Annotated in this window: 7 protein-coding genes; 1 reads left to right on the top strand and 6 read right to left on the bottom strand. The window is 44.3% G+C overall.

What is annotated here, in order from left to right; genetic code table 11:
* Positions 1–49: 49 nt before the first annotated feature.
* Together STYK_RS09875 and STYK_RS09880 are read right to left on the bottom strand one after the other, a co-directional pair.
* Positions 50–2,695 (bottom strand): alpha-mannosidase, encoded by a 2,646-nt coding sequence (locus STYK_RS09875; RefSeq protein WP_261804976.1) that lies wholly within the window; start codon positions 2,693–2,695, stop codon positions 50–52.
* Positions 2,696–2,794: 99 nt separating this feature from the next.
* Positions 2,795–4,075, bottom strand: a complete 1,281-nt coding sequence (locus tag STYK_RS09880) for a glycoside hydrolase family 125 protein (protein ID WP_261804977.1) — start codon at positions 4,073–4,075, stop codon at positions 2,795–2,797.
* Positions 4,076–4,245: 170 nt separating this feature from the next.
* On the opposite strand from STYK_RS09880, the gene STYK_RS09885 reads away from it, so the two are divergent.
* Positions 4,246–6,330 (top strand): GH92 family glycosyl hydrolase, encoded by a 2,085-nt coding sequence (locus tag STYK_RS09885; protein ID WP_153210234.1) that lies wholly within the window; start codon positions 4,246–4,248, stop codon positions 6,328–6,330.
* 45 nt (positions 6,331–6,375) lie between these two features.
* On the opposite strand, the gene STYK_RS09890 is transcribed toward STYK_RS09885, so the two are convergent.
* The 4 genes from STYK_RS09890 to adcA all read right to left on the bottom strand — a co-directional run bounded on the left by STYK_RS09890 (position 6,376) and on the right by adcA (position 15,186).
* Complete coding sequence (locus STYK_RS09890) at positions 6,376–8,058, bottom strand: alpha-L-fucosidase (protein ID WP_261804978.1); 1,683 nt, start codon at positions 8,056–8,058, stop codon at positions 6,376–6,378.
* 1 nt (position 8,059) lies between these two features.
* A complete protein-coding gene (locus tag STYK_RS09895; protein ID WP_261804979.1) occupies positions 8,060–11,848 on the bottom strand; it encodes a glycoside hydrolase family 2 TIM barrel-domain containing protein in 3,789 nt (1,262 codons plus the stop codon).
* A gap of 183 nt (positions 11,849–12,031) precedes the next feature.
* Positions 12,032–12,916 carry an SPFH domain-containing protein gene (locus tag STYK_RS09900; RefSeq protein ID WP_004235732.1) on the bottom strand — a complete coding sequence of 295 codons (885 nt, stop codon included), beginning with the start codon at positions 12,914–12,916 and terminating at the stop codon, positions 12,032–12,034.
* Between the two features lie 764 nt (positions 12,917–13,680).
* Positions 13,681–15,186, bottom strand: coding sequence for a zinc ABC transporter substrate-binding lipoprotein AdcA (gene adcA / locus STYK_RS09905; protein WP_261804980.1), 1,506 nt, complete (start codon positions 15,184–15,186; stop codon positions 13,681–13,683).
* Positions 15,187–15,189 lie beyond the last annotated feature (3 nt).

Genomic DNA, 15,189 nt, shown 5'->3' on the forward strand with positions numbered 1-15,189 from the left:
AGTCCTTACTTTTTCGCCCCTCCTTTCTTTTTATGTTTACTTTTTGAAATTAAATTTCTTCTTTTTTGAGGAATTCTGTACGAATCTCTTGTGGTGAAATGAGTCCTCTATGAACTGGGTATGGTCGTTCAAGTAGGTCAAGGAATAGATGTTGACTTTCCGGTACACGTACATTTTCACTACACATATTGTAGTAACGAAGAACATAGCCTTCTTCATTTTCAGCTACCTTAAAGGCTGTTGGACAGATTTGCGGTATGCTAAGAACAGAATGGCTCAAGAGGCTACCAGTCGCAGCCACGCTTCCTTCTTGTCTAGCAAGCTGAAGGCTGGTAAACGGTGTCTGCAAGGCTTTAGCTCGACGATAAGCTGAGAAGCGTTCTTGGGCTTGGTGGCACTCAAGCGCAAACTCGACTTCAAATTCACGCAAGCATTGTGCTTCTGGTGTTGGGAAGTAGCCCCAGTCACCTAGCTCACCTGATGCACGCAAAATAGTCACTGCAATGGTGTCGTCTCCAAGGATTTCGTATTCATTCAATCCCTTGTTGGATACGGTCACACCTTTTTCATCGTCATACAGACTAACAAAGGCTTGTTGGTGTTGAGGATTTTCAGGATTTTCCCATGAAGCAGCTGGTTTGTTTGGTCGTGTCACCACCTCATAGATGCTTTCAGAATCATTGCTTGGACGCGTGTTGTGAGTCTTAACCAAAAGACGGATACGGTGATCTTTGGCAGTGTTAGTAAAGCGAGTCTTGCAACGGATTTGTGGATTATCAACGAAGACAGTCAACTCAGTTTCCAGAGGAATGCTTGTCAACTCTTCTGAACGTCCCGCCTCACGCTTCATAAACTCGATGATGCCTTTTTGCTCTTCTTCTAGCTTTTCATCCGCGCTGACAGGCACGGCCAATTCATGTTTGAGCAAAATCTTAGCATAGCGAGCTGTGTTTTCCAAGACCTCATAGCCTTTCAGCTCTGCAAAGATTGGCTCTGTTCCTTTTGGTTGGAAATAGATATACTCGTTTCCGATATCCCCACGGTCTTCGAAGCGGATAAAATCTTCATAGGCTTCGTGAGTTGTCTTATCATAAACTGTGATATTGTCATCCACACTAACCGTTACAAATGGCGTATCAATCACTCCGTTTTGGTAAATACCGTCGCGGTGTTCTTGTTCTCCTTCCAGCAATTGGAAGGTTGTCCAAGAAAGTGGCGCTAGGTGAACTGGAATGGTCACGCGCACTTGACGAGCAATACGAGCTTGGCGGAACTTATCTTTTGGTAAATCGTACTCAAAATTAGCTCCGAGATCTTCGATTTTAGCCTCTACAAGACGCCCATCCAAGTCCTCCACACGGTAGCTTGGCAAGATAAGAGCAGCCATCTTCTTGTAACCTTCTGTTGGGTGCAATTCCTTAAAATCACAAGTCGCAACATCAATCACTGTGCTGACAGTATCGACCTTATCATGCAAACCTGTGTTAATGACAGTAAAGAGATAATCACTTTGAGCCTTAGACGTAGCGATTTTACCCTTCCATTCGTTAAGAAGATTGCTCTTAACAAAGTTTCCGACTTGATTGACCTTGGCAAAACGTGTCTCCATCTCACGGTGAACTTCGTCCACGCTACAGCCACAGATACTATCATGCGGCGCATTTTGCAAAAGTGTTTTCCAAGCATAGGTCAACTGATCCTTGTGATTGTGGCCCCCAGTGATAATCGTCAAGGGTTCTACAACTTGCTCTAGGAGGTTGCTATTTTCTTGGAAGGCTTGTTTGAGATAAATACGAGATGAAGAAGTGTTGGCAAGTGTGTACCAGCCATCTGTTTCCTGACTGGTCAACTCACCTGTAACCGTTGATAACTGCTCTGGTAGGGCACTTTCCACGGCTTGGACATACTCATCAAAAGAACTGTGAACAAAAGTCACATCTGGGAAGAGTTCATTTGCCACACGAATGGCTTCACTCAAATTTTTCTGGACAGGCTGATGGTCACAGCCGTTCATCATCAACCACTGATTGGTCGAAGCATAGTCACGTACGTCTGCCAGTTTTTGTTTCCAGAAGGTCAAGGCCTCGTCTTTATCAACTGGAATTTCATTCCCATTACTGTACCAGTTGGCAAAGAGGATCCCGAGGACACGACTTCCGTCCGCACCCTGCCAGTACATTTCTGAAAACTGAGAAGTAAACTGCTCATCTTCGAGGACTTGGTTATCAAATCCAATCGGCTTCACACCACGACCAAAAGCGGCCACGTGAATGCCTGATTTTTGAAGGATTTGAGGCGCTTGCCCCATATTTCCAAAGGTATCTGGGAAGTAACCAATCTGAGTAGATTTGCCCCATTTTTCACATTCTGCTTGACCAATCAATGTATTGCGGACATTGGCTTCACTTGAAATCAAGTAATCATCCTGCAAGATGTAAAAAGGACCAATTTTAAGTTTGCCTTCGTCGATGTATCGTTGGACTTTGTCGCGATTTTCAGGGCGAATCTCCAAGTAGTCATCAAGGACAATAGTTTGACCATCCAAGTGGAAGCTCTTGAACTCAGGGTCATTTTCAAAGAGATCAAAGAGATTGTCAAATAATTCCACCAACTGCATACGGTGGCTTTCAAAAGGCAAGTACCACTCACGATCCCAGTGACTATGTGAGATAATATGTACGACAACATTTTCCATGAAGTAAAACCTCATTCTAAATTTAAATTTTTATTGTTAACGTTTTTGGATGTAAATTTATGATTCTTTCCAAGAATCAGTTGCGCTAAAGCATGTTCCTTAGCGGATATCCAAGTAATCCAAGACCAATTCACAGAACATCATGTTAGCCCAAGAGAACCATTCACGAGAGTAGAGAGTTGGGTCGTCCACGTGGAAGCTTTCGTGCATGACACCTGTACCACCATCGCAAGCAACCAGCTGATCCAACAAGAATTTCTTCTCTGCCTTATCTCTTGTTGTCAAACCTTGGATAGAAAGGGCAATTGGCCAGATATAGCGATAGAAGGTATGAGAACTTCCGAGACCGCTAGCGTATTCTCCTTGGTAGAAGTATGGATTTTCAGGGCTCAGAATGGTGCGACGAGTTGCTTGATAAACTTCATCATCGACCGAACAGTAACCCAGATAAGGTGCAGCCAGCAGACTTGGTACGTTTGGATCATCCATAATGCTGGCATTTCCTAGGCCATCCACTTCAAAGGCATAAATCTTTTCGCCCTTACTGTTGGTGGTGTAAGCATAGTTTTCAATTCCTTCTTGGATCTCATCCTGAAGACGCTTAGCGTCTGTGATAACACTCTCGCTATCAGCTAGATTCAATTCTGTAAAGATCTCTTGCACATAACCCAAGACTACTACAGCAAACATATTTGACGGAATCAAGTAACTATACTGACAGCAGTCATCACTCGGACGAAAGGCTGACCAAGTCATACCTGTCACTGCAAAATCAGGTCCAAAGCCATCATTTACCAAGGTGTCTTCCTTACGATCGGTATCACGAACAAAACGATAAGGAGAGTTCTTGTGGTCTTGTTCTACCTTCCACAGATGAAGAATTTCCTTTGTCGCTGCGACAAAAGTCTCATCAAACTGGCTAGTCTCGCCAGTCTCTTTCCAGAGGAGATAAGCCAACTGCAAAGGATAGCAAAGCGAGTCCACCTCATACTTGCGTTCCCAAATCCAGCCGTTAAGGTCTGTGTGGTCAGTCTCATGGTGACCCTTCCAGTTTTCCTCAATGTTGAAGGAGTTAGCATAGGGATCCTTAAGTACCAAGGTCATCTGACGTTTGACCAAACCTGCAATGGTCTGACACAGGAGGGCATCTCTTTTAGCCACATGAAGGTAGGGTCTGAGTTGAGCTGTTGAATCCCGAAGCCACATAGCAGGAATATCACCAGTGAGTACAAAGGTTGAACCATCTTCTAGGATTGCAACCGTATTGTCCAAGGTGTCTGTATAGCAACGCTCGAAAACATCCACCCACTCTGGATGGTCCTTAGCCCGCTCTGCCACTTCATCTAGCCATTCTCGAACAATTTCTTTTGAATAAATCATCGTGCAGTGTCCTCTTTCAAACAAGTTTCATTTTCAGTATATAGCTTTTGAGACAGAAAATACATACACAAATGATAGTCATTTTTCTACAAAATAGTTATCTTTGAAGCTCCTTTTCTAAAGGCCCTCTTTTTCTGATATAATGTAGAAAAACAGCTAAAGGAAAGACTATGAAACTACTACTTGAAACCATCGATACCCGCTTTGGAACTGCCAGCAAGCATGCCTTCTCTCGGGGAAATACCCTGCCATACACAGGCGTGCCTTTTGGGATGAATTACTTTGTACCCCAGACCAGTGACCAGGAGGGCTCTTGGTTTTTCGATCCGCATCTGCCTATCTTTCAGGGGATTCGATTAACCCACCAGCCCAGCCCTTGGATTGGCGACTACTCTTGGCTCCTTCTGACACCTGTCACAGGCCAACTGGGTGGAGACAGCCTCTTCCATCGCCAGTCTTCCTATGATATGGATAAGGCCTCTTTCCAACCTCATTATCTGAAAATTTTCTCCCTGCGCTATCAGATTGAAAGCCAGCTTACACCGACTTGCTACGGTGCTTCTATTCGTTTGGAACAAAAGCAAGGCAAAGCCCTCTCCCTCTATCTTCACGCAGCAGATGAACTGACAGTGGAGCAAGTAGATGAGCGGACTCTTACCCTACGACAAGAAGGTAAAACTGAAACCAACAAAAATCCACTGATACTGTTCACATCCCTGAAAATGAATACGGATATCCTTGCTATCAGCCAAGAAGGCGAAGACTGGCTAATTGACTTAGCAAGTAGCCATGCTGAAATTCAGCTAGCGACTTCTTTCATCTCTCACTCTCAGGCTCTGCTTAATCTACCTCAAAAAGATTTTGATAACTGTAAAGCAAATGCACAAGCGGACTGGGAAAATCTCCTCCATCGTTTTGATATCATGGAAACAGGAGAGGCTGACCGAACCTTCTTTGATCACTGCCTTTACAGACTCTTCCTCTTCCCACAGACTTTTTATGAGGTTGATGAATCAGGGCAAGCCATCCATATGGATCTGGCTACTGGAACTGTCAAGCCTGGTGTCCTCTTCAGCAACAATGGTTTCTGGGATACCTTCCGCACCACCTTCCCCCTCTTTGCTCTTATCATACCAGAACACTACCACCGCTTCTTAGAAGGATTTCTCAATAACTACCGCGATACTGGTTTCCTTCCAAAATGGCTGGCTCCAGATGAACGTGGCATGATGCCAGGTACCCTGCTAGATGGCATTATCGCAGATAGCGCCTGCAAGGACATGGCCCCCGACCTAGAAGAAGAACTCCTCCAAGCCATGCTTGAAACAGCCACCAAGTCCGACCCTCTCGGCATCAATGGTCGTCACGGATTAGCCCAATACCAAGAACTAGGCTACCTCTCTACCGACCACCACGAAAGCGTCAGCCACACCCTAGACTATGCCTATAGTGACTTTTGTATCTCTAGCTGTGCTGAAAAACTAGGGAAAATAGAAATCGCTGAAACCTACAAGGCCGCATCACAAAATTACCGCCATCTATTTGACGCTGAGACAGGTTACATGCGAGCGCGTGATGGTCAAGGCAACTTCCGTCCTGATTTCTCTCCTTATAGTTGGGGACGTGATTATGCCGAATGTTCAGCCATCCAAGCAACTTTAGGCGTCCTCCACGATATCCCAGGCTTGATCCAGCTTATGGGTGGAAAAGAAGCCTTTAGCAACTATCTTTTAAAAGCCTGTCAGGAGGCTCCCCTCTTTGAGACAACAGGCTATGGCTACGAGATTCACGAAATGAGCGAGATGGCTACTGCTCCTTTTGGACAACTCGCCATTTCCAACCAGCCAAGCTTCCACATTCCTTATCTCTTCCGTTACTGCGATTACCCTGACTACACTGCTCTTCTCATCAAGACGCTCCGTCAGAAAGCTTTTCACCCAAGTTGGGAAGCCTATCCTGGCGATGAAGACAATGGCAGTCTCTCAGCCTGGTACATCTGGTCAACTCTCGGTTTTTATCCGACCTGTCCAGGAAAACCAAGCTATGACCTCGGAATCCCTCTCTTTGACCACCTCCGAGTCTACCTTGCCAAAGAAGATAAATGGCTAGATATTCATGCTGAGCAAAACCACAGCCATTTTAACTTTGTAAAAGAATGCCGACTGGACACAACTCTAGTATCAACTATTCAACACCAAGATCTCCTAAAAGCTGAACAACTAACCTTCACCCTCAGCTGGTTACCAAGTCACTAGCTAGTAGACAAAAGAACCTTTGTATCGTGCAAAGGTTCTTTTATTTTATGAAACTTGTACTTGAGCTTGATCAACCAGCTGTCCATCAACAGTCAGATTCAGATAGAAATCCAAGGTCTTGTCGGCAGCAAAATACAGGGTTGGTATGGTCAGGTCTTTTTTGCTTTCCCCAGCTTGGAATTGAAGGACTTGAATTTCGTCCTGATAGGCGACACCATGGACACCTGTCCCCGGTTGGATCGAAATCTTAGTCTCTAAAGGAGTACTACTTTCGCTACGTTCAATCCTAAAATGAAGAGTCTCTCCCTTTGTCACAGCTAGACTTTTTTCTACAAATGCTAGCCCCTGAACAACTACTTTTTGTGATAACCTCGGAGTTTTATAGAGTGAAATCTTGGTCAATACAGGCTTAGATTGCGCCTCGGTAATCATCACGCGCACCTTCTGTGCCTCTACTAGCGGACCTCGCAGGAGACGCTTATGACCAACTGTAAAGCCTGTACCAAATTCTTGCCAGACGCCATCCATCTCTACTTGCACATGAAAAGCAGCGATTCGTTGCCCTAGCTTCAAATCTTCTCTTAACTCAATTACATCAAAAGTTTTAGGAGAACCTAAGTCGAGTTCTAACTGGATGGGCAAGCCTACATCACTTGCCCAAGAGCTGGTCTCAAGACCATCTGTCAGATGGTGACAAGCGAAGTCTGCGGAAAGAGCTGGACCAAATACCTCAGCTCCCAGAGCCAAATCTTCTTTATAGAGCTCATTGCGATAGGCAGCAAATTCATAAAGTCGTTCAATATACTTTGCATCAAATAGCCCATCTTGATTCGGCGGAATATTAAGCAAGAGAGGAGTTCCCCGACCCACCGAGTGAAAATAAATCTCTACCAACTCCTCAAGAGACTTAGGATCCTGGTCCTCATGGTAAAACCAACCTGGCCGGATGGAAACATCTGCCTCACCGATTGAAAAAATAGTGCCTGAAGAATCTCCATGCTGAAGATAATCCAGCGCTGCTTCTGTTCCTAGTTTGTCAGGATTCACCTTTTGCCACAGGGGATCACCTGCATACCCTCGTTCATTGCCAATCCAGCGTATACTGGTGCCTTCTGTTGAAAAAATTAAGCAATCGCCCTGCAGGTCACGAATGGTTTCAAACCATTTCTCAAATTCATAATTGACCTTTTGAGCACCCTCTCCTCTGGCACCATCCATCCAGACCTCAGCAAATTTTCCTGCATTGCCATAGGCAGGATTTGATAAGATTTCCTTCAACTGTGCCAGATAATAGGCATTATAGTCCGCTTCTCGCTCCACATGATAGAGAGGACTATGGGCATCCCACGGCGATAGGTAGACCCCCATGTCCATATCAAACTCTGTGGCAGCTTGGGATACTTCAAGGAGCAAATCTCCCTCTCCATTCCTCCAAGGACTGGCCTTGACCGAATAATCTGTGTGAGCTGTCGGATAAAGGACAAAACCATCGTGGTGCTTGACCACCAAAATCAACTTCTTAAAACCCGTTTCCTTGAGCACGCGAACCCACTCCCGCGCATCTAACCTTGTCGGATTAAATCGTTCAGGATCCTCCTGACCTGTCCCCCATTCCTGGTCATAAAAGGTATTGGGCCCAAAATGGATAAAGGCTGCTAGTTCATCCCCTAAATACGCTAGCTGGTCCTGACTAGGCAAGGGGCCATGCGGTTTTATTTCTCTTACCATACTACTTCCTATCTACATTTTTCTTTACTTTTTTGTCATGCACTTGCAATTCTGTTAACGCTAGAGGGCTTGCCAAGCCTTCAAATCGAAGACGAAGGGCATAGGTCTCCACCTTGTCAAATTCAAAACGAAGCTCTTCATCCTTATCACTTGACACTTTTCGGATAGCTGATACAGGGCGCCAATTCTCCTCTTGTTTGAGCAGAGAATCTTTGTCCAAATGATTTGGAGTCCGAGGCAAGGTAGGCTCATTTCCCACATAATAATCAATAAAGGTCGGCTCCACCGCCACGTAATCTTGATTTTCAACATAATACAAGGTCACATTATCCACAAATCGCGGTTTTAAAATCCCTGCATCTCCAAACAGAATACCGACGCTAGCTTGCTCTGACTTGGCAATCCAAGTATTGGCTGTCGATTTCTTCCGAGCAATGACCTTATCATTGAGGTAAGATGCTGAATGATTAGGCTCTGAGTGAGAAGCAAAGACCAGAGGCAGATTGGACCCTGTCCACTGATTGGAAATGACTTCACCATCTACACTAGCATCTGTCACATGAATGGTGACTGTTGCTGGCAACTCACAGCCCGCTACCTTCCCTGTGAGAACGCATTCTCCTACCTGAGTATAGATTTGAGGCTTGAGTTCATCCCAAGTAACCTTGGCTGTATCTCGTCTGCCATCTGATAAGACTAGCTTGACTCGGTCTGGTAAATGTGGGACTTCCTTGACAAGCGTCCAAACCCTTTCAGGTTCAATAGCGGAAATCCCTTGGACACAAACCTGAGCAGAAGCCTTTAAATCCAAACCCTCTAGCTGACCAGATACCGTAAACTCATGAAAGCTTGCCATATCTTCTTCGGATATTGCCTCCCAAACAACCTTGACTCGTTTTGCACCCCCGAGCTCATAGTCCACCAAAACTGAAGATGGCAGCTGTGGATAAGTTCCCTTAGCTGTATACAAGCGAAGTGGTCGTGCAGAAACTGCCTGCCCTAGTGAGGTATTTTCTGCGACCTGCAAATGAGTTTGATAGGTTTTGCCTTGATACATGGCTCGGATAGCCAAGTCGCCAGCAGACAAACAATGAAGCACTCCCTGATTTATAATGGCCTGGGCACTACCACTCGTCTCCCAAATCACTTCACTATTCCCCACCTTGTTCACAGGGTTATCCACAATTTGTGGATAAAGTCCAATAGCTGGGGAATCCCCTTCTTGTAATCCTAGCTGCTTGTCCACTCGAATCTCAAATAAGCGCTGATTTTTCACTGGCTGGCAATCAAAAGCCTCTCCCACTAGGAAATCAAAACTTGCTAGCTCTAGCCCTCTGGCACTGGCCTTTACTCTCACTTGACCTACCTGCTCCAAACTCTGAACTAAGAGGACACCTCTGCCATGAAAGGCTTTCCTCTTAAACCGACCATTTTTTTGAGCCTTGTAACGTTCACGACTGGCCTGCCTGCCATTATCCACACCCACAATGCGAGCAGGGCCTTCAATTTTAAAATGAAGCTGATTGGAAGCAGTCGGCACCCAATTTCCATCCTTGTCCAATACATCAAAATAAAGATAAAGGAGGTCTTGTCCATCTGGCTTAAGTTGTGTTTTTTCGGCATGAAGCCCAATCGTAACAGGCTTACCTGCAGTCACCACCCTATCTTCTGCCACAAGCTGACCTTGATGGTCATAGGCCACAGCAAGCAATTCTCCTAGTTGATAAGCCAAGCGCCATTCGAGATAGAGTTGGTCAGAACCTTGTCCCTCTTGGTATTTTCTGCCATCTGAAGTCCATTTTTCCTGAAAAGTCTTCCTACCTTGAGATTTTCCATTGAGAAATAGCTCTACAGAACGGGCATTTGAATACACCCGGACAGGGATATCCCCATACTTATCCACAACTTGTTGATAACTCTTGTGGATTTCCCAATTCCAGTGGGGCAGTATATGAACCATGGGATGCTGATCTAGGTCCAACCACTGACTTTGATAGAGATAATAGTCATTTTTAGGAATCCCTGCCGTATCCACGATCCCAAAATAGGAACTCTTTACAGGCGTGTCATTTTGATTGTGCCAAGGAGTCGGCTCACCGATATAGTCCACTCCTGTCCAGATAAACTGACCCGCATAGTCTAACCGATTTCTATCTGCTGTCCAAGAAGCCGTCGCCGTCTTCCCCCAAGGAACTCGATCATTTCCATAGTCTGACTGTTCAAAATTCCGCACGCGGCGATTATCCCCAACCCATTCCTTAGCTGGGCGAAAATAGCTATCACGCGTCCTTGTAGCCGATGAGGTTTCAGATCCGTAAAGTCGCCACTTGGGATGTCTTTTGCGAATCGCGTCAATATTATCTTCTGAGTAATTCAAGCCCACCACATCCAGCAAATCAGCAATCTTTTCATGACCTCCAGACCCATCGCCAAAGCGGAATTGATCCATTCCCATGGTCACAAAACGACTACCATCAACCTCCTTAACCCTTTCTAGCAAGCGTTTGATAGTCTTCAATGAATGAGCATCGCCATTTGCTTCGCTGACTTCATTTCCTAAGGACCACATAAAAATCGCTGGATTGTTCTTACCACGTTCAATCATAGTGCGCAAATCATAATCTGACCAGAAATCGCCTGCTTTCGCTTCTGGATGAGTCGCTTCTTCCTCAAAAAAGCGACCATAATCATATTCTTTCTTGCCTCCATACCAGGTATCAAAGGCTTCTTCTTGGATAAGTAAGCCCATTTTGGCAGCTACATCCAGCAAAATACTACTAGCTGGATTATGGGTGATTCGAATCGCATTGACGCCCATTTCCTTCATCTGGCGCAAGCGTCTCTCTGCAGCTGACCTGTTTTCCACAGCTCCCAGCGCTCCGTAGTCATGGTGCAGACAAACTCCATGAATCTTCAACCAGCGACCATTTAGAAAGAAGCCCTTATCCGCTTGCCAATCCATATAGCGGTAACCAAAGGTCTCCTCTTCTTCATCAACTAAAATTCCATTTTTGTAAAGGCGAGTCTTCAATTGGTAAAGGTGAGGATGATCAATATCCCAAAGCAAAGGTTGGAAAATTGATATGGCTTGTTGGAAAGAATATTTGTCCCCAGCTTCAATCACTAGAGAGTCTGTCGCCTGCCAGTCTGACAGCTGTTGTCCATCATACCAGATACTCTGCTCCAAATACACCGACACGGACTGAGGCCCATCATTTGAAATCTTACTTGTAAGCTGAGTTTCCACCCATTCATCTCTTTGTTCCTTTAGCTTGGGACTTTCTATCTTAATCCCATATAAATCCAGATGCACCGAATCTGTAATCAATAATTTTACTTCTCGGTAAATGCCGCTACCAGAGTACCAACGACTGCTAGGTTGCTGATTTTCCACAAAAACCGCAAGCTGGTTGGCCGTCCCATCATTTCTTAGATAAGGCGTGATATCATAAGAAAAGGGCGTATAGCCACTGGGATAATAGCCCAGCACTTGCCCGTTGATATAGACTTGGGCATTCATGTAAACTCCATCAAACAACAAACGCACCGATACAAGACTGGCATCTTCTTCCAAGTAAAACTGTGTCCGATACCAGGCTTGACCACCATTTAACTGACCACCCTCATTTTGCGCTGGCGAATACTGGTCAAAATCATTGTGAATACTCCAGTCATGTGGCACTTGAATAGCCTGCCAATTTTCTCTATGAAAATCCGGCGCCAAGGCCTCTTCTTTCCCCACCTCTTGGCTAAAAAACCAGTGATTTCGTAAAACTTCTTCTCTTCTCATACAGGCATTCCTCTTTAAACAACTCGATTTACTTGACTATAGCACAAAACAAAAGCGCTTTCAAGACTTCCTCCATCACTCCCTAAATCCTCAGAAAAGATTCTATAATTTGTGGAGGAGGATTTAGTTCTCAAAGATACAAGGGTGATACAAAAAGAGCCTGACTCCAGGCTCTTTAGTCTATTATTTCTTCTCAGCACGGAGGGCTGACAAGATTTGTGTACGGATATCATCCACACCATTTGGCGTATTTGGTAAAAAGATGGTTTGATTTCCTTTAGAAGCAAAAGTGTTCAAGGTATCCAAATACTGGTTGGTCAAGAGGATGGACATGATTTGTTCTTCTGTCATGCCAACATTGGCTTCCTTGAGTTCTGTGATAGACTCTGCTAATCCATCCACAATCGCCTTACGTTGTTGGGCAATTCCCACACCATGAAGGCGGTCTTTTTCTGCTTCGGCTTCAGCTGCAGTGACGATTTTAATCTTGTCGGCTTCCGCTAATTCTTGCGCTGCGACCCGCTTGCGTTGCGCCGCATTGATTTCATTCATGGATTGCTTGACTTCTGCATCTGGTTCGACCTTAGTAATCAAGGTTTTCACAATAATATAACCGTAAGTAGTCATTTCTTCTGCTACTTGATGCTGAACTTCAAGGGCAATTTCGTCTTTTTTCTCAAACAATTCATCCAAGGTTAATTTTGGAACAGAAGAGCGAAGGGCATCTTCGATATAAGATTTAATTTGAGATTCTGGACGCATGAGTTTATAGTAGGCATCTGTCACGCTCTGCTCATTGACACGGTACTGAGTCGCCACATTCATCATAACGAACACATTATCCTTGGTCTTGGTCTCAACCACAATATCGCTTTGCAACAAGCGCAACTGAATCCGTGCTGCAATCGAGTCAATTCCAAAAGGCAAGCGAATATGAATACCGCTATTGGCAACCTTTTGGTATTTCCCAAAGCGTTCAATAATCGCCACCGACTGTTGACGAACCACATAAACTGTACTCAGTGTGACTATCACCAATAGGAGCACACAAACCACCACAAAAATCATCAAAAATGTTGCCATTATCGTGACCTCCATCATTATTTTTCCTGTATTATAGCACATTTAAAGAAGGCTGTGCAGTTTTTACTGCGATTTTTCCTGAAATGTCAATAATTAGAGGTGAATTGTCACATTGTCGTCTAATCTCTTGCTAAAACAACTGGTAAGGAATTAGGTGCACCATGCTAGTTCTCTCTAACTCAGTTGATTATCAACATACTATCTGAGTTTTACAAGTCGTGGACAAAGAAACGAAACAAGTAACGGTTAATCCCTTTAAAAAACTCACAAAAAACATCATTAAAGTGAACCGCACTCCAATAGTCCAAGCATTAAGTGAGGTTGATGATCTAAATTTGATGTGTATACTATTTTTGTCATCGGTTACTGATTACGTTCCTTACGGTTCGTGAGAGGAGGTGAAGCTAATGAGCCTTATCCCAGAGCTCGCTCTTACTATTATAGCGGATGTCATCGCAGGAATTATCTTGTATTTCATTTGCAAATGGCTAGATGGTAAGAAATAGACCGAGTGACTAGCCTATCAACACCCGTTTAATCACTAAGATACGTCAAAAAAGCCCTTAACTACTGCAATAGTTAGGGGCTTTGATGTTCTAATGAACCTTATCCATGAAAATCATTCTAACATACAGACCCCGATATTTCAAGAGTTTTATTTATTTTTTAAAGTTCTGAAAGGTCTATAATGAAGCTAGCTATCTAGTACCCAAAAACCGACTAGCTCCTATGAACTAGTCGGTTTCTCATCAATGCGCCAACATTTCTTGAGCGATTTCTTGGCCAGATAGGTTATCTGGGTAGTAGGTTGGCCAGTTATCCATTTCTTCAAAGAGGGCTTCTTGGCTTGTGCCTCCAAAGAAGATATGGAAATGTTCTGCCTTAACTGGGGCGATATTGTGGTCACTAAACTGAACATACTTGAACTGTCCAGCGTCTGCATCTGTGGCTTCAAAGAGGAAGCGCACGCCACGATTGCCTTTCTTGTAAGTCAAGATTTTCTTACCAACATACTTGTAGGTGAATTTCTTACTTTGTCCACCTTGAACAAATTCCATAGTGTTATCAGTGATATTAATCTTAGTCACATCTGTCTGATAGCCTTTTGTATAGTAGGCCTTGTACTCAGCCTGAGTCATCTTACCAGTCAACTTAGCCTTGTAGTCAAAGACTTGATCAAACGTACCATCTTCAAGGAAAGGATAAACTGATTGCCAGTTACCTGCATAGTCACTCAAGGTGCGGTCCTTGACAGCAGCATCTTCAAAGTAACCATTTTGGACTGTCTTAGTATCCTCTGCCTTTTCAGGCTCAATTGCTGGGCCTTCTTGGTCCGTTGTTTGTTTCAGAGCCTTGAGGTTTTTCTCCATAACGGAGATGTAGTTTTCGCCAGCCTTGGTATCCTCTTCTGTCAGACTTTCTAAAGGATTGAGGACATCTGTTTTGACACCTGCTTCTTTTGAAAGTGTGTTAGCAAGTGCTTGTGAAGCATTTTCTTCAAAGTAGATATAGGCAATTTTATTTTTCTTGACGTACTCTGTCAATTCTGCCAGACGAGCAGCTGATGGTTCTGCATCTGGAGAGAGACCTGAGATTGCGACTTGTTTGAGTCCATAGTCCAAGGCAAGATAGTTAAAGGCTGCGTGTTGAGTCACAAAGCTCTTTTGTTTGGCTTGAGACAAACCTTCTGCATAAGCCTTATCCAAGGCTTGCAATTTTTCGATATAGGCAGCAGCATTCTTCTCAAAGGTCTCTTTTTTATCTGGATAATCTGCTGATAAGCTGTCACGGATGTGCTCTACTAGTTTAATGGCACGAACTGGTGACAACCAAACATGGGGATCGTACTCATGGTGATGTCCTTCTTCTCCATGGTCATGGTCTCCCTCTTCTTCCTCGCCACCTGGCAAGAGCAACATATCGCCTGTCGCCTTGATGGTTTTGACCTTTTTCTTATCCAAGGTATCTAGCAATTTAGGTACCCATGTTTCCATGTTTTCATTTTCATAAACGAAAGTGTCTGCGTCTTGGATTTTGGCAACTGCCTTGGCAGACGGTTCATATTCATGGGGTTCTGTACCAGCACCGATTAGGAGTTCTACATTAGCAGTATCTCCTGCGACTTGCTTGGTAAATTCATAGACAGGGTAAAAGGTTGTCACGATATTTAGTTTGCCATCTGCCTGTTTTTGATTGGAACAAGCCACTAAAAACAAGGCACATAGACTGACTAGCAATAAGCTAATTTTTTTCACGTT

Origin of the sequence: Streptococcus toyakuensis, from assembly GCF_024346585.1 — a bacterium.
Classification (GTDB): domain Bacteria; phylum Bacillota; class Bacilli; order Lactobacillales; family Streptococcaceae; genus Streptococcus; species Streptococcus toyakuensis.

What these genes read in the sequence shown, in the direction of transcription:
- STYK_RS09895 (WP_261804979.1), bottom strand. Translation starts at nt 11,848, where the DNA reads ATGAGAAGAGAAGAAGTTTTACGAAATCACTGGTTTTTTAGCCAAGAG.
- STYK_RS09880 (WP_261804977.1), bottom strand. Translation starts at nt 4,075, where the DNA reads ATGATTTATTCAAAAGAAATTGTTCGAGAATGGCTAGATGAAGTGGCA.
- STYK_RS09885 (WP_153210234.1), top strand. Translation starts at nt 4,246, where the DNA reads ATGAAACTACTACTTGAAACCATCGATACCCGCTTTGGAACTGCCAGC.
- STYK_RS09875 (WP_261804976.1), bottom strand. Translation starts at nt 2,695, where the DNA reads ATGGAAAATGTTGTCGTACATATTATCTCACATAGTCACTGGGATCGT.
- STYK_RS09890 (WP_261804978.1), bottom strand. Translation starts at nt 8,058, where the DNA reads ATGGTAAGAGAAATAAAACCGCATGGCCCCTTGCCTAGTCAGGACCAG.
- STYK_RS09900 (WP_004235732.1), bottom strand. Translation starts at nt 12,916, where the DNA reads ATGATTTTTGTGGTGGTTTGTGTGCTCCTATTGGTGATAGTCACACTG.